The 18,737-nt window shown below is 43.8% G+C and carries 20 protein-coding genes; 7 read left to right on the forward strand and 13 right to left on the reverse strand.

What is annotated here, in order from left to right:
• Positions 1–2 precede the first annotated feature (2 nt).
• The 4 genes from HMPREF9389_RS10845 to HMPREF9389_RS10830 all read right to left on the reverse strand — a co-directional run bounded on the left by HMPREF9389_RS10845 (position 3) and on the right by HMPREF9389_RS10830 (position 3,293).
• Positions 3–524: a GNAT family N-acetyltransferase gene (locus HMPREF9389_RS10845; protein WP_002927577.1), complete on the reverse strand. Its 522-nt coding sequence runs from the start codon at positions 522–524 to the stop codon at positions 3–5.
• The gene (gene tsaE, locus HMPREF9389_RS10840; RefSeq protein WP_002927580.1) at positions 517–957 is read right to left on the reverse strand and encodes a tRNA (adenosine(37)-N6)-threonylcarbamoyltransferase complex ATPase subunit type 1 TsaE; all 441 of its coding nucleotides are present in this window, start codon (positions 955–957) and stop codon (positions 517–519) included. Before tsaE ends, HMPREF9389_RS10845 begins: the two co-directional genes overlap by 8 nt.
• A 139-nt stretch (positions 958–1,096) precedes the next feature.
• The gene (locus HMPREF9389_RS10835) at positions 1,097–2,518 is read right to left on the reverse strand and encodes an NCS2 family permease (protein WP_002927584.1); all 1,422 of its coding nucleotides are present in this window, start codon (positions 2,516–2,518) and stop codon (positions 1,097–1,099) included.
• 145 nt (positions 2,519–2,663) lie between these two features.
• On the reverse strand, positions 2,664–3,293 hold the full coding sequence (locus HMPREF9389_RS10830) for a DUF1361 domain-containing protein (RefSeq protein WP_002927592.1): 630 nt from the start codon (positions 3,291–3,293) through the stop codon (positions 2,664–2,666).
• Positions 3,294–3,389: 96 nt separating this feature from the next.
• Here HMPREF9389_RS10830 and HMPREF9389_RS10825 point away from each other — a divergent pair, with 96 nt between their 5' ends.
• The 6 genes from HMPREF9389_RS10825 (at position 3,390) to HMPREF9389_RS10800 (ending at position 9,138) form a co-directional block, all read left to right on the forward strand.
• Positions 3,390–4,202 (forward strand): Cof-type HAD-IIB family hydrolase, encoded by an 813-nt coding sequence (locus HMPREF9389_RS10825; RefSeq protein WP_002927596.1) that lies wholly within the window; start codon positions 3,390–3,392, stop codon positions 4,200–4,202.
• Positions 4,203–4,419: 217 nt separating this feature from the next.
• Complete coding sequence (gene adhP / locus HMPREF9389_RS10820; RefSeq protein WP_002927600.1) at positions 4,420–5,439, forward strand: alcohol dehydrogenase AdhP; 1,020 nt, start codon at positions 4,420–4,422, stop codon at positions 5,437–5,439.
• A gap of 460 nt (positions 5,440–5,899) precedes the next feature.
• A complete protein-coding gene (locus HMPREF9389_RS10815) occupies positions 5,900–6,895 on the forward strand; it encodes a PTS sugar transporter subunit IIB (protein ID WP_002893577.1) in 996 nt (331 codons plus the stop codon).
• A gap of 44 nt (positions 6,896–6,939) precedes the next feature.
• Positions 6,940–7,746 carry a PTS mannose/fructose/sorbose transporter subunit IIC gene (locus HMPREF9389_RS10810; protein ID WP_002927603.1) on the forward strand — a complete coding sequence of 269 codons (807 nt, stop codon included), beginning with the start codon at positions 6,940–6,942 and terminating at the stop codon, positions 7,744–7,746.
• An 18-nt stretch (positions 7,747–7,764) separates the two neighbouring features.
• Entirely contained in the window at positions 7,765–8,706 is a 942-nt protein-coding gene (locus HMPREF9389_RS10805; RefSeq protein ID WP_002893579.1) for a PTS system mannose/fructose/sorbose family transporter subunit IID, read from the forward strand.
• A gap of 69 nt (positions 8,707–8,775) precedes the next feature.
• Positions 8,776–9,138, forward strand: a complete 363-nt coding sequence (locus HMPREF9389_RS10800) for a DUF956 family protein (RefSeq protein ID WP_002927605.1) — start codon at positions 8,776–8,778, stop codon at positions 9,136–9,138.
• Between the two features lie 184 nt (positions 9,139–9,322).
• Here the strand turns inward: HMPREF9389_RS10800 and HMPREF9389_RS10795 are convergent, their stop codons facing one another.
• From HMPREF9389_RS10795 to HMPREF9389_RS10785, 3 genes are read right to left on the reverse strand one after another with little or no spacing between them, the layout of a single operon-like run.
• Positions 9,323–9,955 carry a GNAT family N-acetyltransferase gene (locus HMPREF9389_RS10795; RefSeq protein WP_002927606.1) on the reverse strand — a complete coding sequence of 211 codons (633 nt, stop codon included), beginning with the start codon at positions 9,953–9,955 and terminating at the stop codon, positions 9,323–9,325.
• Positions 9,956–9,968: 13 nt separating this feature from the next.
• The gene (locus HMPREF9389_RS10790; RefSeq protein ID WP_002927607.1) at positions 9,969–10,547 is read right to left on the reverse strand and encodes an NAD(P)H-dependent oxidoreductase; all 579 of its coding nucleotides are present in this window, start codon (positions 10,545–10,547) and stop codon (positions 9,969–9,971) included.
• Positions 10,540–11,097, reverse strand: coding sequence for a TetR/AcrR family transcriptional regulator (locus HMPREF9389_RS10785; protein WP_002927608.1), 558 nt, complete (start codon positions 11,095–11,097; stop codon positions 10,540–10,542). The genes HMPREF9389_RS10790 and HMPREF9389_RS10785 overlap by 8 nt, the downstream gene beginning before the upstream one ends.
• A gap of 310 nt (positions 11,098–11,407) precedes the next feature.
• Here HMPREF9389_RS10785 and serS point away from each other — a divergent pair, with 310 nt between their 5' ends.
• The gene (gene serS, locus HMPREF9389_RS10780) at positions 11,408–12,685 is read left to right on the forward strand and encodes a serine--tRNA ligase (protein WP_002927609.1); all 1,278 of its coding nucleotides are present in this window, start codon (positions 11,408–11,410) and stop codon (positions 12,683–12,685) included.
• Between the two features lie 120 nt (positions 12,686–12,805).
• Here the strand turns inward: serS and HMPREF9389_RS10775 are convergent, their stop codons facing one another.
• From HMPREF9389_RS10775 to HMPREF9389_RS10750, 6 genes are all read right to left on the reverse strand, one after another.
• Positions 12,806–13,723 carry a TDT family transporter gene (locus HMPREF9389_RS10775; protein ID WP_002927612.1) on the reverse strand — a complete coding sequence of 306 codons (918 nt, stop codon included), beginning with the start codon at positions 13,721–13,723 and terminating at the stop codon, positions 12,806–12,808.
• 72 nt (positions 13,724–13,795) lie between these two features.
• The gene (locus HMPREF9389_RS10770) at positions 13,796–14,860 is read right to left on the reverse strand and encodes an acyl-CoA dehydrogenase family protein (RefSeq protein WP_002927614.1); all 1,065 of its coding nucleotides are present in this window, start codon (positions 14,858–14,860) and stop codon (positions 13,796–13,798) included.
• A gap of 18 nt (positions 14,861–14,878) precedes the next feature.
• Positions 14,879–15,427, reverse strand: a complete 549-nt coding sequence (locus HMPREF9389_RS10765; protein WP_009659051.1) for a carboxymuconolactone decarboxylase family protein — start codon at positions 15,425–15,427, stop codon at positions 14,879–14,881.
• A 199-nt stretch (positions 15,428–15,626) separates the two neighbouring features.
• Entirely contained in the window at positions 15,627–16,397 is a 771-nt protein-coding gene (locus HMPREF9389_RS10760; RefSeq protein ID WP_002927615.1) for an acetyl-CoA carboxylase carboxyl transferase subunit alpha, read from the reverse strand.
• Positions 16,394–17,257: an acetyl-CoA carboxylase, carboxyltransferase subunit beta gene (accD, locus tag HMPREF9389_RS10755; protein WP_002901174.1), complete on the reverse strand. Its 864-nt coding sequence runs from the start codon at positions 17,255–17,257 to the stop codon at positions 16,394–16,396. Before accD ends, HMPREF9389_RS10760 begins: the two co-directional genes overlap by 4 nt.
• Before the next feature lie 99 nt (positions 17,258–17,356).
• Positions 17,357–18,724 (reverse strand): acetyl-CoA carboxylase biotin carboxylase subunit, encoded by a 1,368-nt coding sequence (locus tag HMPREF9389_RS10750; protein WP_002927617.1) that lies wholly within the window; start codon positions 18,722–18,724, stop codon positions 17,357–17,359.
• Between the last annotated feature and the right edge of the window lie 13 nt (positions 18,725–18,737).

An 18,737-nucleotide genomic window follows, 5' to 3' on the forward strand; every position in this document is an offset into this window, starting at 1 on the left:
TTTTAGTCTATCAGTTTACCCATCAGGTAAACATCAAGAAATTTCCCTTCTTTTAAATAGGCTCCTCTTTTTTGTAAGCCTTCAATTTCAAATCCTAAATCTTTATAAAGGTGAACCGCTCGTTCATTTCTAACCTGAACGCTCAATTCCAAACGTCGAATAACTTGAGAATCCTCTGCCCAAGTCAGTGCCTCTTCCAGCAGTATGCGTCCCAGTCCTTGGTTCCAGAATGCTTTCTTCACCACGACAAAGACTTGACCAATATGGCGAATTCGCTCATGGAAATCAGCTGTGATGCTGACAAGACCGGCAATCTCACCATCTAAAAGTGCCAACAGATAAAGCTGATTACTAGAAGCAGCCTGATGCTCAATGAATGAAGCCATCTCCTCTTGATTCATCAAAATTCCAGCTTCATCCAGCGTCATATAATCTGACTCAGACCCGACCTGATTGAGGAAGGCAATCAGCTCAGCAGCATCTGTTTTTTCCGCTTCTCGCAAGCACAATTCATATTCAGTCATTCTGCAGTCCCTCAAGCAGCTCTTGGGCTCGCTTTCCTTTGGCTTCAAAAACCAATTCACGCCCATCTTCCTTTTTCAAGAGGCCTAATTTGAGATAGTCTTCAGGCAGATTTTCTCCCAGGAGCTCTCCCCATTCAATGACCGTCACGCCTTCTCCGAAGAGAAAGTCATCCAAATCAATAGAGTCTGGATCGTCCCCGATGCGGTAGACATCCAGATGATAGAGTGGCAAGCGACCCTCGTATTCCCGAACAATGGTATAGGTTGGACTTTTAATCATCTGACTGATACCCAAACCTAGAGCCAGACCCTTGGTAAAGGTTGTCTTCCCTGCTCCTAAATCTCCCGTTAAAACCAGTACGTCCCCTGCCTGAAGCAATTTGCCCAGGCGCTGGCCCCACTGGATTAATTCTTCTTCATTATGACTAAACATTCTCTTATTATACCAGAAAAAAATTTTTTCTGCTTAATTTTGCAAAAGAAAAATCAGCTAGGAAAAGCTGATTTTTTATACCAAAAACGTATCCTATACAAAGGGTACTAAAATCAAGGAAATCCAGCAATGTTTAAGCCTAATTTAAAGCCAGATTTACGAAATTCAAAATAAATAGAAGATCCAAAATCCAAATCATAGAATGCACATCCTTGGCTTGACCTTTGAAGACTTTGACCAAGGTGTAGGTGATAAATCCAGCTGCTATCCCGTGAGTGATAGAATAGGCAAATCCCATAAAAATAGAAGTAAAGAAAGCTGGGATGGCCTCTGCCATATCATCCCAATGGATATTTTTCAGACTAGCCAGCATCATAATCCCAACAATAATCAAAATCGGTGCAGTTGCAGCGTTGGGAACAATGGCTAAAAGCGGGCTAAAGAAGCTTGACACCGCAAAGCAGATAGCTACGACCAAGGCGGTCAGACCTGTTCGGCCGCCAGCTCCGATACCAGCTGCAGACTCCACATAAGTCGTCACGTTAGAGGTTCCAGCAATGGCTCCGATAGAGGTCCCGATGAGGTCTGCATAAAGAGCCTTATCCAGACCTTCTGATTCATGGTTTTCCCCAGAAGTTGCCACAATCCCGACCTTTTCACCAGTACCGATTAAGGTACCAATGGTATCAAAAATATCTGTCAAGGAGAAAGCCAGAATGGCCATACATGTCTGAGGCCAGCGAGCCGAATCTGCTAAGAGGGCACCCAGACCTTTCGGACCTACTGCCACCCCAAAAATCTGTCCCAATTCACTAACAGCAGTGCCAATGTTATTCTGCCCAAAGTCAATAGCTGACAAATCAACCAAGCCAACCAGAATAGCTACAACTGTCGTGACCAGAATAGATAGGATAACACCACCCTTGATATTTTTCACGATAAAGAAGATTGTGATGGCCAAACCGACCAAGGCTACGATGACCGATGGATTGTTAAAATCTACCAGACCGGGAGTTGCTGCCGAATTAGCCGTAATAGCCGCTGCAGCCTTATCTGCTCCCTTGCCGACTACTGTATAATTGCCTGGATCAATCGAAAACTTGAGTAAGCCAGCATTTTTAATACCTACATAGGCCAAAAAGACCCCGATTCCTGCTGAAATAGCTGCTCGCAAGGAGCTAGGAATGGACTCGATGATCATCTTACGCACCTTGGTCAAAGTGATAATGAGCGAAATAATCCCGCAGATAAAGACCATAGCCAAGGCTTCCTGCCAAGTGTAGCCCAAGGCAAAGACGACCGTAAAAGTGAAAAAGGCATTCAACCCCATGCCCGGTGCCTGCGCATAAGGCAAGTTGGCAAAGAAGGCCATCATCAAGGTACCTGCAACAGCCCCGATAATTGTAGCTAGGAAAACACCCTGCTTAGGCATACCTGTCTGAGCCAGCATAGCCGGATTGACAAATAAAATGTAGGACATGGCAAAGAAAGTTGTCAGACCGGCTAAAACCTCTGTCCGGACATCTGTCCCTTTTTCAGTCAGTTTGAAAAATTTATCCATTTTTCAACAAATCTCCTTTTGAGTAAAATTTCTAATATCTAGTTCAATAACAAATAAAAACAGATTGAATTTCGTTTATTTGCGAACGATGATTTAAATTATAATAAAAAACATTCACTTTTTCAAGATGAATGTCTCGCATTTCTTATTTTTTATTATCTCTCATCAGAAATACCAAACTCATAAACTGCAAAAAGGTAAAACCAAGAATAAATGGCAGACGATCAAGCTGTAAAGTTTGCAAGAGCTTCTGTAGAACCAGCTGAGGATGAAGCAATAAATCCCAGCTATTGAGACGATCATAACGTCCTATGTAGATAGCCAGACCGGACACAGCCGACAGAGCTGCCGTCAGCAATAGATCCAAATACCAGTTAAGCTTCCAGTGTTCCTTGATGACATACCAGCTCTCCATACCACAGAAAATTCCGAATAAAATACTGGAAACAAAAGCTAAAAAGAGCAGGAAAACACTTGACTTACTCAGAACATCTGCCACCCAACTCATATGAATCGAATCAGTAATCATATAGAAAGTGTTGGGGAAGAAAAGCAACCACAGCAGGAAAAGAAGAGGATAAATCCATTTCTGCTTCTTGAATAAAAGCGTCAAGACAGCTGCATCATAGCTGATTAAGGCCAAGGTCATATTCCAGATGAGGTAGGTCGGACCGCCATTTAGAGATTGAATATAGATAAAAAAGGCAATCATCAGAAAAAGAGCATGAATCATGATTGGTTTACGCATACGAAAAGCTCCTCCTTGGTGTGTCATAATTGTGACTGATTAGAGCACCATTATAACATAAGTCGTGTTATTTACACTGAATTCTGTTATAATAGTCTGTATTATCACTGAAAAGAGACTCACATGACAAAAAAAGTAATCGCTGTGGACTTGGACGGAACCTTGCTGGACTCTAATAGCAATCTGTCTGATTTCACCAAAGAAAACATCAAAAAAATTTCCCAAAAGGGCCATAAGGTTATTATCACAACAGGCCGGCCCTACCGCATGGCTTTGAAATATTATAAAGAATTAGAGCTCAATACGCCCATGATCAACTTCAACGGCTCTTTGACTCACATTCCAGAAAAGAAATGGGATTTTGAAAAATCGCTGACGCTGGATAAATCCTTTCTGCTGGATATGGTTAAGCGCAGGGATGAGATTGAAGCGGATTTCATTGCTGGCGAATACCGCAATAAGTTCTACATCACAAATCCCAATGAAGAAATCGCTGATCCCAAGCTCTTTGGCATCGATGCTTTCAAACCAGAAAACCAGTTTCAAGCCAATCTGGTAACGGAGAATCCTAACGCCATTCTCCTGCAGACCCGAGCAGCTGACAAATATGCTCTGGCAGAGGAAATGAATGCTTTTTACCAGCATGAACTTTCTATTAACTCTTGGGGCGGGCCACTCAACATCCTAGAGTGTGCTCCCAAGGGTGTCAATAAGGCCTTTGCCCTTCAGTACCTACTTAATATTCTCAATGTAGACCGTAAAAATCTGATTGCCTTTGGCGATGAACAAAATGATACTGAGATGCTGTCCTTTGCTGGCACTGGCTATGCCATGAAAAATGCTAATGCCGCCCTACTGCCCTACGCTGACCAGCAGTTATCTTTGACCAATGACCAAGATGGCGTCGCCCACGAGCTCAACAAACTCTTTTTATAAAAGTAGACAATTAGGCAAACTCTGTTCGAGAGTTTGTCTTTTATTTTTTTCTTCCCTCAAACTCCGTTAGTTGCAAAAAGCTTTAAAAATAGGAGTTTATCAGCTATGTCAGAATATTAGAGTGAATTCACACTTAGTTTTGTAAGCGTTTGCTATTTGTTTGAGTTTGTGATATATTTAACATAATCAAAAACTAAATAATAGGAGGAAACTTCTTATGAAAGCAGTTGTTGTAAATCCAGAGGGAACTGATGTCCAACTCGTTGAAAATAAAGAAATGCGTCCGCTTGAAACAGGGGAAGCTCTCGTTGACATCGAATATTGCGGTGTCTGCCATACGGACCTGCACGTCGCGCACGGTGACTTTGGCAAGGTGCCGGGCCGAGTTCTTGGTCACGAAGGTATTGGTATTGTAAAAGAAATCGCTCCAGATGTAAAAAGTCTCAAAGTCGGAGACCGCGTCAGTGTCGCTTGGTTCTTTGAAGGCTGCGGCGCTTGTGAATACTGTACAACTGGTCGCGAAACCCTTTGCCGTACAGTAAAAAATGCCGGCTATTCTGTCGATGGTGGGATGGCAGAGCAATGTATCGTAACAGCTGACTACGCTGTCAAAGTCCCTGAAGGACTCGATCCCGCCCAAGCTTCTTCTATCACTTGTGCCGGTGTAACCACCTACAAGGCTATCAAAGAAGCCCAGCTGCAACCAGGCCAATGGACAGTTATCTTTGGAGCAGGTGGTTTGGGTAACCTAGCGGTTCAATATGCTAAGAAGGTCTTTAATGCCCATGTTGTCGCTGTTGATATCAACAATGATAAGCTAGCTTTGGCCAAAGAAGTTGGTGCTGATATCGTCATCAACGGCTATGAAGTTGAAGATGTCGCTGCTCTCATCCAAGAAAAAACTGGCGGTGCGCATTCTGCCGTAGTAACAGCCGTTTCTAAAGTTGCCTTCAACCAAGCTGTTGATTCTGTTCGTGCTGGTGGTCGGGTAGTTGCCGTTGGACTGCCATCTGAAATGATGGACCTCAGCATTGTCAAAACTGTTCTAGATGGTATCCAAGTCATCGGTTCCCTCGTTGGTACGCGCAAGGACTTGGAAGAAGCCTTCCAGTTTGGTGCTGAAGGATTAGTGGTTCCTGTCGTTCAAAAGCGCCCTGTTTCAGATGCTGTGGATGTCTTTGACGAAATGCAAGCAGGTACTATTCAGGGACGTATGGTACTTGACTTCACACACTAATACTTTAAAGCATGTCAGCCCCAACATTTACCAAACTCTTGGAAACGTATGATGAACAGACTTGATATTATTTAGAAACTTTTGCCATTATAGAGGGAGACTAAAGACATAAAATGCGATTTTTTGTCTTTGGTCCTCCTCTTTCTTTTTTGATAAATAAACACTTTCTCAAACAAAATTCTCTTCTGTCATTTCAAAAGTCACTTTCATATTATTTCAATGTTTTTCATATGTTAATCTATTGCATTTTCTATTTTCCTAATTTATTAAAACATTTCTATAGCTAAGGTTTGCTTATACCTATATTTATCAGGGTTTCAGCAAATACTGACATTTTTGAAAGAAAAAGTCGTTTTTAGGAACAAACGCTTGCATTTTTCATGAAAACGTTTTATAATAAACTTGCCTTAAAGTTTTCTTAAAACTTAAGTCAAACATTTTATAAGGAGGAATGTCAATAATGAGTATCGGAATCATTATTGCTAGCCACGGTGAATTTGCTGCTGGTATTCATCAATCAGGTTCTATGATTTTCGGTGAGCAGGAAAAAGTACAAGTTGTAACTTTCATGCCCAACGAAGGACCAGATGATCTCTATGCAAAGTTCAATGACGCTGTGGCTTCGTTTGATGCGGACGATGAAGTGTTGGTCTTGGCTGACCTTTGGAGTGGCTCTCCATTCAACCAAGCTAGCCGTGTCATGGGTGAAAATCCAGACCGCAAGTTCGCTATCATTACAGGCTTGAACCTGCCTATGCTGATTCAAGCTTATACAGAAAGGATGATGGATGCCAACGCTGGCGTCGAAGCTGTTGTTGCTAACATCATCAAAGAAGCCAAGGAAGGAGTCAAAGCTCTGCCTGAAGAGCTGAACCCTGCTGCTGAAGAAGCAAATGCTCCTGCTGCAGCTGCTCCAGTTGCCCAAGCAGCAATCCCTGAAGGGACTGTAATCGGTGACGGCAAGCTCAAAATCAACCTTGCCCGGATCGACACACGCTTGCTGCACGGTCAGGTAGCAACAGCTTGGACGCCAGATTCAAAAGCAGATCGTATTATCGTTGCTTCTGACTCAGTAGCTCAAGACGAACTTCGTAAAGAATTGATTAAGCAAGCTGCACCAGGTAATGTCAAAGCCAATGTTGTCCCAATCGACAAATTGATTGCTGTTTCAAAAGACCCTCGCTTTGGCAACACTCATGCCTTGATTCTGTTTGAAACTCCTCAAGACGCCCTTCGTGCTGTTGAAGGCGGTGTGCCAATCAAGACCCTTAATGTCGGTTCTATGGCTCACTCAACTGGTAAAACAATGGTCAACAACGTACTGTCAATGGATAAGGAAGACGTTGCCACTTATGAAAAGCTTCGTGACCTTGGCGTTGAATTTGACGTACGTAAAGTACCAAATGACTCTAAAAAAGATTTGTTTGATTTGATTAAGAAAGCCAACGTGCAGTAGAATCAAACGTTTTGCTTTTATTAATTTAGGAAAGGATTTAGAACATGTCTATTATTTCTATGGTTTTAGTAGTCTTTGTTGCCTTCTTAGCTGGCCTAGAAGGTATCTTGGACCAATTCCAATTCCACCAACCGCTGGTTGCTTGTACCTTGATTGGACTGGTAACTGGTAATTTGGCAGCCGGTGTTATGCTTGGTGGCTCTCTCCAGCTGATCGCTCTTGGCTGGGCTAATATCGGAGCTGCTGTAGCACCTGATGCTGCCCTCGCTTCTGTTGCCGCTGCCATCATCATGGTACTGGGTGGAGACTTCTCAAGCAAAGGAATCGCTGTAGCACAAGGTGTTGCTATTCCACTTGCTGTTGCTGGTCTCTTCTTGACTATGATTGTCCGTACTTTGTCAGTCGGTTTGGTTCACGGTGCAGATGCTGCTGCGAAAAAAGGCGACATCAAAGGCGTTGAACGCGCTCACTTTATCGCTCTCTTCATGCAAGGAGCACGTATTGCTATCCCTGCAGCACTTCTTTTGATGATTCCTGCTGAGTCTGTTAAAGCTGCTCTTGAAGCTATGCCAGCTTGGCTATCAGAAGGTATGCAAATCGGTGGTGGTATGGTCGTAGCCGTTGGTTATGCCATGGTTATCAACATGATGGCAACTCGTGAAGTATGGCCATTCTTCGCTATTGGTTTCGCTTTGGCTGCTGTCAGCGAACTCACTCTGATTGCCCTTGGTGCAATTGGTGTCGCTATCGCTCTCATCTACCTTGCCCTGTCTAAAAAAGGCGGAAATGGTAGCGGTGGAGCAACAGCTTCATCTAACGATCCAATCGGCGACATCCTAGAAGACTACTAAGAAAGGAGACACACTATCATGACAGAATTAAATACTGTAAAACCTGATGAGTCAGGAAAATTGACTCTTTCAAAGGCTGACCGTCAAAAAGTTTGGTGGCGTTCTACTTTCTTGCAAGGTTCTTGGAACTACGAACGTATGCAAAACTTGGGCTGGGCTTATTCACTGATTCCAGCTATTAAGAAACTTTATACTAAAAAAGAAGATCAAGCTGCTGCTCTTGAGCGTCACTTGGAATTCTTCAACACTCACCCGTATGTTGCAGCTCCAATCATCGGAGTTACACTTGCGCTTGAAGAAGAAAAAGCAAATGGTGCAGCAATTGACGATGCGGCTATCCAAGGGGTTAAAATCGGTATGATGGGACCTCTGGCTGGTATCGGAGACCCTGTCTTCTGGTTCACAGTTCGTCCTATCCTTGGTGCACTTGGGGCATCTCTTGCTTTGACTGGAAATATCATTGGTCCACTTATCTTCTTCTTAGCTTGGAATGCTATCCGGATGGCTTTCCTCTGGTACACACAAGAATTGGGCTACAAGGCTGGTTCTGAAATCACTAAGGACATGTCTGGTGGTATCCTTCAAGACATTACCAAAGGTGCTTCAATTCTAGGTATGTTTATCTTGGCTGTTCTGGTTGAGCGCTGGGTATCTATTAAGTTTGTCTTTAACGTTTCATCTGTTAAGCTAGATGATAAAGCATATATCCATTGGGACAAATTGTCTAGTGGCTATAAGGGTATCCAAGAAGCCTTTGCTCAAGTAGGTCAAGGACTATCTCAAACCCCTGAAAAAGTTACAACTTTCCAACAAAACTTGGATTCCTTGATTCCTGGTTTGATGGGACTGCTTCTAACTTTCGCTTGTATGTGGTTGCTTAAGAAGAAAGTATCCCCTATCACTATCATCATCGCCCTCTTTGTAGTTGGTGTACTAGCTCACGTTGCTGGTTTGATGTAATCAAAAAGAAGGTTTCGGCCTTCTTTTTATTGTGGTATAATAGCTATATTATCTAAAAGGGAGTACTCTATGGCACAGTCACAAAACAAAACAGTTGAGTTTAATACCACTGGCGTATCCTATCTTGGATTAGGCGGAAAGGTTGGGAAATTTTTAATCGGCGAGACAGCTCTGGAGTTTTACGCTGATGCCAATGTAGAAGACTATATCCAGCTGCCTTGGACTAGCATCACTGCTATCGGTGCCAATGTTTCTGGCAAGAAAGTCAGCCGCCACTTTGAAATCTGGACTGACAAAGGGAAGTTTCTCTTTGCCTCCAAAGACTCTGGTAAGATTCTCAAAATTGCGCGGGAGCATATCGGCAATGACAAAGTAGTTAGATTGCCGACTCTGTTACAAAAAATTGCTGGAACCTTTAAGAAGAAAAAATAAGGTTGAAAAAGTTTCAACCTTATTTTTTATATTTTCGACTAAGACAAAGACTGCTTGTATCAACAAAATGGAGCTAGCACAAAAATTGGAAAGTGAAACAATCTGAGAATGCACTATTTCAGCCCCTTGAAATGATAGGGTGGGGTAAGCTAACATTATCAATGCAAGACCGCATCATTAGATTTTAAAAAGTATAAACATCAGCTAAATTTTTCTCGAAAGTCCATGTCTTGACACCTTCAACATCACGGACATCTAGTTGTTTAAATCCGTTCTTTTTGTAAAAATGACAGTTGCTTTCTGTATGAGTAATCAAAGTAAGCCGCTGACATTTCTCTTCTTTGGCAAGTAGCTCAAGTCCCTTTGAGATAAAAAGACCGCCAACTCCCTGTCCTTGATAATCAGGAAGCACACCCAGTAGTTCAAGATAAAGAGTTGAAACACCCCTTTTCTTAGCTTCTTTACTGCCCTCCCCAAAGACTTTTTGAAAGGCTAAAAGCTGGGGAATATATTGCCACATCCTCCATGCTCCTGCCCGCAAAAAGGAAAGTATACCGACAGGATGGCTACCGAGCTTATGAATAGTAGCGACCGCCATAAGACGTCCGTCCACTTCAGCAAGTAGGCAAATATGATGACGCATCGCCGCCTTAACCATAACTGCATGCAATCTATTTAGAAAATCAATATAAGACTGGCTGCTGCCAAAGAGAGGACGGAATTTTTCTCTGTAGACCTCATGCTCAGCAAAAGCAGCAGTTAAAACCGAGACCGCAGCAGCAAGATCCCTTTCATCTGCTCTTCTAAAACGAATCATGATAACTACCTCTTCAAATCTTTTCTGCTAGTTTTTCTAAAAAAGCCTGCCGTTTTTCAGCTGTAGACTGAGAAATATTCCCGAAATTTAACCAACGGCGCTGTCTAGCTCCGATAGACTTAAAGGTATGGCCCAACATAGCTTTCTTGACGACGTCACCACAGAAATACTTAAGATAGAAGGTCGGTGCTGCAGAGGTAGTAATAGCCAATACCTCTTTAATATTGGTCAGACGACCAACTAACTGGCGAGTCTTCGTCTCCTCGTAAATCTTATTTTTCAAAAAGACCTTATCTTCAAAGCCTTTGACAATAGCTGGCATATCTGCCCACCAGATAGGAAAAATTATGATAAGGCGGTCACAGGATGCAAGAGCTTCCTGATATTTTAAAACCAGCGGGTCTAGTGCCTGCCCTTTATTAAAAAGCGCTAGCTCTTCCTTGGTATAGACAGGATTAAAACCATCCTCATAAAGATCAATCAGCTCATAGGTCTGACCTTTCTTCTCCAACAAGTCCTGAACCTGCTCTAAAATAGCATGGTTAAAGCTTTTATCATAGGGATGTGCATAAACAATGAGATTTTTAATCATGTTTGTAACCTCCTAGTAAATCATTGAACATTGAGCGATAGATTTCCTCATCAAAAGGCTCCAAGCCTTTAGCAATAAAATGGCCATAGCCTGTGATGAAGGTATCCAGCTTGAGCAAGAGAATCTTTTTCTCTTTCTGACTCTCAATAGGCAGCCTATCCAGATAAGCCACCGTCTTATTCCCGATTTCCAGAAGCTCACCTTTCCGGTAAGCCTCTGTCGCCACAGGGCTGAAAAAGAGAAAATCCATCATCTGACTGTTAGTCTTATATTCCGATAAAAGAAAGAGTCCTATCTGCCAAATGCAATCCAAAGGAGCAGAGACTCCATCTAGATACTGCTCCTCTAAACGCTTAAGCTGCTTCTGGTTTTCCAAAAGACAGACCTGATAATAAAGATCCTCCTTATTCTCAAAAGCCTTGTAAAAAGCACCAGTCGTAACCCCCAGCAGAGATGCCAGTTTCCTCAGGGGGATATTCTGATAGCCATATTCTCTGATAAGCTGGCTTGCCTTCTCAATCATACGGTCGCGCGTTGTTTGTTTTACCATAAGAACTCCTTTAGGTAACAACGTTACCTTTATTTAAAGATAACATAGTTATCTTTTTCTGTCAAGATTTTTCCTATCCTGGGATTTACATTTTCCGGAAAATCCTGTATAATAGTCGAAACGGATAAGTACTATTGGGCACTTTTCAGAAAGTCTGCGGTGGCTGTGAGCAGATAAGAAGAAAATAGGAAATTCTACCGTTAGTTTAAAAATGAATAATTAAGCAAGTGCACTTTAGTGAAGTTGGATGGAACCGCGGCTCTGCCGCTCCAACAGTTTCATAAAGTGTTTTTTATTTTTGGAGGTACCTATGTTAGATTTAAAACGCATCCGTACGGACTTTGATTCAGTCGCTGAAAAATTGGCCAACCGTGGAGTCGATGCAGCTACACTCAATCAAATGAAATCTATTGATGAAGAGCGACGAGATTTATTGGTCAAGGTTGAGGCACTAAAGGCAGAGCGCAATACTGTTTCTGCTGAAATTGCCCAAGCTAAACGCAATAAAGAAAATGCAGATGACAAGATTGCTGCCATGCAAAAACTTTCTGCTGAAGTCAAGAACTTAGACGCAACCTTGGCTGAGCTAGACGCTAAGTTGACTGAATTCACTACCACTCTGCCTAATATCCCGCACGAAAGTGTTCCTGTCGGAGCAGACGAGGACGAAAATGTCGAAGTTCGTCGCTGGGGGACACCGCGCGAATTTGACTTTGAAGCTAAGGCTCACTGGGATTTAGGTGAAGACTTGGACATCTTGGACTGGGAGCGTGGAGCAAAAGTTACTGGTGCTCGCTTCCTCTTCTATAAGGGCTTGGGAGCAAGACTTGAGCGTGCTATCTACAATTTTATGCTGGACGAACATGGCAAAGAAGGCTATACAGAAGTCATCACTCCCTATATGGTCAACCATGATTCTATGTTTGGGACTGGGCAATATCCTAAGTTCAAAGAAGATACGTTTGAGCTAAGCGATACCAACTTCGTTCTGATTCCAACTGCTGAAGTTCCGCTGACCAACTACTATCGAGACGAAATTCTAGACGGCAAAGAATTGCCAATCTACTTCACAGCTATGAGTCCGTCATTTCGCTCTGAAGCTGGCTCTGCTGGTCGTGACACGCGCGGTCTCATCCGTCTGCACCAATTCCACAAGGTTGAAATGGTGAAATTTGCCAAGCCAGAAGAATCTTATCAAGAGCTGGAAAAGATGACTGCCAACGCTGAAAACATCCTGCAAAAGCTGAATTTACCTTACCGCGTTGTAGCACTCTGTACCGGAGATATGGGCTTCTCGGCTGCTAAGACCTACGACTTGGAAGTTTGGATTCCTGCTCAGAACACCTACCGTGAAATCTCTAGTTGCTCAAACACAGAAGATTTCCAAGCTCGTCGAGCTCAAATCCGCTACCGTGACGAAGCAGATGGCAAGGTCAAACTCCTTCATACTCTCAACGGTTCTGGACTGGCTGTCGGACGCACAGTAGCAGCTATCTTAGAAAATTACCAAAACGAAGATGGCTCTGTGACTATCCCAGAGGTTCTGCGTCCGTACATGGGTGGCTTAGAAGTCATCACGCCAAAATAAAAATCAGATTATTCTGATACTTTGCCTGTATCATTAGGTCTAAGTTCAGACTTATTTTGCTAAAATTAAAAAAATCCGAGATCAACTCAGAGAGAATCAAAAACAGATTTTCAAAGAGTATCATCTCGGATTTTTTGTTATCTTTCTGGCTCGCAATGAGACTGCATAGTAAAAACAAACATAGAGGACGATTACGAAAGCTAGCAGAGCTTCTGCGTGGCTTAGCCAAACAAGCCAGGTCCAACCTAGATAATCAAGTCCCAGTTTCAGGGCAAAAGCTGTATTGACAAGAGGAAAGGTCAAAGCTGACCAGCTAAGCTGAGGCCCCAGTCGGAAAATGCGAGGTAAAAGCCATAGGACCAAGAGATAAAAGCCCTGCGATAAGAGGAGAAGCAAGGCAACAAACCAACCTTCTGCATCAGAACCAGCCAAACGGATATAGCTTCCCAGCAGGAGCGAGAAAGGCGCACAGTAAATGCCCCACTGCGGCTTTAAAGCATCAGGCAGTCTTTGTGACCGCCTAACCTTGTAAAACAAGGGATAGAGAATCAAACTCAGTAGCAGAGCAAAAAACCAAGCCAAATAGCCCAAAAACGGCTGATGAACGACACCCTGAGTCAAGCTTGCCATGGCTAATCCAACATATAGGACCGTCCAGCTCGGGGTCAAAGATAACCTCTCAGCCTTAAGCACATACTTCCAAGTAAAGATAGCTATTAGAACAATATGCAGCAGCAAGGCAAAGTACCAAAGCAGCTGACCCATCCAAAGTAAACCAAGCTTGCTTAGGTAAGAAGCTAAAAGCATACTAGCCATAGGATAAGTCGCAAAGCTCGATAAGAAAGGGGCCTTTTGCAAATCTTGCCGATAGTCCGAAAATGACAGCACTAAAGCCAGTGTCAGATAAAGCCAAAGTATCAAAGCCAGACCATTCAAGAAGTGGAAAAAGATAGAGTGGTAGTTCAGTAAAAGATTACCTAAACCAAATAGGCCTAGAATCAACCCAGATAAGAGGATGGGCGGTCGTTTGCTGTTCACGAAGCAACTCCTTTATAGTAATGTCTTGAAGTCCCTTTTCAATGACAATCAAATGTTTGTTTGCCATCATTTCTATGAAACTTCTAAAATATGCCGCAGCTGGACTGCACTCGGTGAGACAATGGGAAGAAAAGCTCCTTCGTTCCAACGGCGGATAAAGCCAGAAGTCGAATTACTCAAATACCCTCTGCCTCCACTAGCCTGCAGCTCCAAGAGCAGACTTTGGGCTACCACATCAACTATATCAATTCGCAGCTGGAAGAGCTCCTTAGGACGCTCAACAAAATAACCAGGCCGGAGAAGACCTCTATAGAGCTGATCCTGGATCGCAGTCAGAGCAGCCACTTGCTCCTCCCACTCCTCTCTCAAAATAGAGCGGACTGACAGATTAGCTTCGACCTCCGCCAGCGATTTCTCTGCTAGGCCAAGAGCCAGACCAAACTGATAACCGAGAAAAGCTGGGCGATTTTCTGCCAAAAATTCCAGGGCATCTTGTGCAAGAATCCATTCCTCTTGCAAAGGCACATGGTTAAAGGTCAGGGCAGCTGTATTTCCTCCTTGTAGAGATACAAACTCTAAATCCGCTGAACGGGAAAAATTCTCTGCGTCAGATGGCACAGCCAGAACCAGCGGCTGGTGGCTCCCGTCTTCGAAACCAGCAACAAATATGCTGAGGAAGCGATCCGCGCGAGCATTGGTTACCCAAGGCAGACGCCCCTTGAGATAAAGATTCCCGTCTTCTTCTACAATAGAGACATTTAACTCCTCTAGGTCCGACAGGAATTTGACAGCATTGGACAGGGCTGTCGCACCTGCATATTCTCCTGACAGAAGCCCTTCCAAATAATGGTCTCTAAAGTAGGGATTAGCAGACTTTAAGACGTTATCAATAAAGGTTCTTTGCCCCCAAGAGATAAAGGAAGCGGTCAAGGAATGGTGAGCCAGCTCCTTGAGCACTTCAATCACATCCGTATCATTGCCACCTCGGCCTCCTAGCTCTTCTGGAACTCCAACCCGAAAGGCTCCTTCAGTAGCGATACGCTCAATCAATTGATTGCCTGCTGCACAGGATTCTTTGTCAATTTGGTCAGCGTGGTCATCCAACCAGTTGATAAACTCTTCTGAAAAAAATGTCATTTGCCACCTCCTCAAAGACTAGGCATAAGGCTGCAATTCCGGATTAATTGGCGTGTTGGCCAGATTATTGGCATAATTGCAAAGGGTCGCAAGGCTGACACCCAGAACTACATCCAGAGCATTCTCATGCGTATAGCCTGCTTCTAGGAAGTCTGCTAACGCCTCATCTCCGACCCGTCCCTTAGTATTAATGACAGCAATGGTAAATTTAGCAAGCGTATCTAGCTTCGGATCTGTATCAATCGGAGTACGATTGCGCAGAGCCTCCAAAAGATCATCATTCATTTGAATCTGCTTGATTGAAAAAGCTGTATGACCCGCTACACAGAAAGCACAACCGTTGGTAACTGCAGCCGTTATCTGCACTACTTCACGCTCAGTCGGTGTCAGGCTGTTACGGCGATTGATGGCTCCAACCGTCCGATATGTTTCCAAAGCCGTTGGCGCATTGGCTAAAAGACCGATAAGATTGGGAATGTAGCCACCGTTATCTTTTTGAACAGTTTCCAAGACTTCTTTTACCTCGGCTGGTGCGGACTCAATTGTGTGGATAGTAAATTCTGACATATGAAACCTCATTTCTTTTAATTAGAAACTATCTTAACATAGGACCAATAGCTTGTATAATATATATTTTATATAAGTCCTATAAAGAGAATATAATGCGATTTTTCAAACTAAAATATATTTCCCTCGTAAGGTGGCTCCACATCAATTCCAAACAAGAATCCGAAACGAGAAAAAGAAGCCTTTTGGCTTCGATTTTTTAATATTTCCTGAATCTCTGGTAGCGATTTTCCAGTAATTGCTCCAAGGGGAGCTGAGACAAACTATTCAACTCAGTTGCGATTTCTTCTTTCACTGCAGCCAGTAATTCATGGTTGTTAAAGCCTCTTTCAGGAATGACCTTATCTACCACTTCCATCTGCAAGAGCTCGTGTGAAGTAATTTTCATCAGCTCTGCCGCTTCCATAGCTCGGCTGCCGTCTTTCCAGAGGATAGAAGCAAAGCCTTCTGGACTAAGAACTGCATACATAGAGTTTTCCAGCATCCAGACCTTGTCTGCTACAGCCAAAGCCAAGGCTCCGCCTGAGCCACCTTCACCAATGATGATGGCAATAATCGGTACTTTGAGATTGCTCATTTCCATCAAATTGCGGGCAATAGCTTCCCCTTGACCACGCTCCTCAGCACCGACACCAGGATAGGCACCTGCCGTATTGATAAAGGTTACCACAGGACGGCCAAATTTTTCCGCCTGTTTCATGAGGCGCAGGGCCTTACGGTAGCCTTCCGGATGCGGCTGTCCAAAGTTTCGTCGCAGATTGTCCTGCAAATTGCGACCCTTTTGAATACCGACCACTGTTACAGGCTGACCGTTTAGCGTCCCGATACCTCCAATCACCGCACCGTCATCTCGAAAAGAGCGATCCCCATGCAACTCAACAAAGTTATCAAAAATTCCTTGTGCAAAATCCAGCGCAGTCAAACGAGCCTGATCACGCGCTTCTTTAATAATCCGAGTGATTTTTGTCATGCTTGACCTCCATGGAATGCTAATAGGGTAGCAAGTGTATCTCTCATATCACCACGCTTGACGATGGCATCTACAAAACCATGCTCCATGAGAAATTCAGCCTTTTGAAAATCATCTGGCAGCTTCTCACGAACTGTGGACTCAATAACCCGACGACCGGCAAACCCAACAAGAGCCTGAGTTTCAGCCAGAATAATATCACCCTCCATAGCAAAAGAGGCTGTGACACCACCAGTTGTCGGATCTGTCAAGACAGTCAAATAGAAGAGGCCTGCTGCGGAGTGACGCTGTACAGCAGCAGAGACCTTAGCCATCTGCATCAAACTCATAATGCCCTCCTGCATGCGGGCACCACCAGAAGCCGTAAACAGAACGACTGGCAATTTATGCTCTGTTGCATACTCAAAGAGGCGGGTAATCTTTTCACCCACTACTGTCCCCATAGATGCCATGATAAAGTTTGAATCCATGATTCCAAGAGCCGTTTTATGCCCCTTGATACTAGCCGTCCCAGTCAGAACCGCCTCATCCAACCCTGTCTTCTCGCGGGTAAGAGCTAATTTCTCCTGATAGTTAGGGAAGTTCAGAGGATCCTTGGTTTCAATTCCAGTGAACATCTCCTCAAAACTGTTCTCATCCACGGTTAGATTTAAGCGCTCATGAGCAGAAATACGGAAATTATAGCCACAGTTAGGGCACACACTGTCATTCCCAAGATCCTTTTGGTAAATGGTATGCTTACAACCTGGGCATTTCGAAAAGAGTTCGTCTGGTACCTCAGGCTTTGCTTGAGGCTTTTCCCGACTCGCTCGATTAGGATTGATACGGATATATTTATCCTTCTTTGAAAACAAAGCCATCGTTTACGTCTTCTCCTTTTCAAGATTTTATACTCAGGCACATCAAACAGCAAGAGCCGCTGTCTTTCGAGTTTACAGTGCAGCTCTTAAATGTCGTATCTATTGTTTCTCTTGATAAGCCGGAAGGAACTTCTCCATGAGAAAGGCTGTGTCATAATCACCAGCAATTACATTAGGATCTGAGATTAAGTCCAGTTGGAAGCCGCTGTTGGTTACAACACCATCAATTTCTAGTTCATAGAGTGCACGTTGCATCTTCATCAGAGCATCAAAACGATTTTCACCATGAACAATTATCTTCGCAATCATGCTATCGTAGTAAGGGGGGATGGTGTAGCCAGGATAGACGGCCGAATCCACACGCAGCCCCACTCCACCGCTTGGCAGATAAACATTTGAAATCTTACCAGGACTTGGCGCAAAGTTAAAGGCTGGATTTTCAGCATTGATCCGACACTCAATCGCATGCCCTCGGATTTCCACATCATCCTGATTGAAAGACAGTTCTTGACCGTTTGCAATCTTGATTTGCTCTTTTACAATATCCACACCAGTGACAAACTCGGTCACTGGATGCTCAACCTGCACCCGAGTGTTCATCTCCATAAAGTAGAATTCACCCTTGGCTTCATCAAGCAGAAACTCAATTGTACCAGCATTTTCATAACCGACAGACTGAGCAGCCCGAACAGCTGCTTCACCAATCTTCTGACGCAAGGTTTTCCCAATTGCCACAGATGGACTTTCTTCTAGCACTTTCTGATTATTACGCTGCAAAGAGCAATCCCGCTCGCCCAAGTGGACCACATGCCCCTGCTGATCTGCCAGAATCTGCACTTCAATATGGCGCGCTGGATAGATTACTCGCTCCATATACATGGCACCATTACCAAAAGCTGCTTTTGCTTCGCTAGAAGCAGACTCAAAGGCCGCTACTAAATCCTCAGCCTTTTCAACCTTACGAATACCCTTGCCGCCGCCGCCAGCAGAAGCTTTAAGCATGACTGGATAGCCTATCTTTTCAGCGACTTCCAAGGCTTCTTCAGAAGTATGGACTTCTCCATCAGAACCTGGGATAACCGGTACTTTCGCCTTAATCATCTGAGCCCGAGCATTAATCTTGTCCCCCATCAGGTCCATAACAGCACCTGAAGGTCCAATAAACTTAATGCCGACTTCTTCGCACATAGTCGCAAATTTAGAGTTTTCGCTCAAAAAACCAAAACCAGGATGAATGGCTTCTGCACCTGTCAGAACAGCAGCAGACAGGACTGCATTCATATTCAGATAAGAATCAGTGGACTTGGCTGGACCGATGCAGACGGCCTCATCAGCCAGTAAGGTATGGAGTGCTTCCTTGTCAGCCGTTGAATAAACAGCTACCGTATCAATTCCCAACTCGCGGGCTGCACGAATGATTCTGACCGCAATTTCCCCACGGTTAGCAATTAAAATTTTACGAAACATGGTGAAAGCTCCT

Origin of the sequence: Streptococcus sanguinis SK355 (genome assembly GCF_000212855.1) — a bacterium.
GTDB classification, from domain to species: domain Bacteria; phylum Bacillota; class Bacilli; order Lactobacillales; family Streptococcaceae; genus Streptococcus; species Streptococcus sanguinis_A.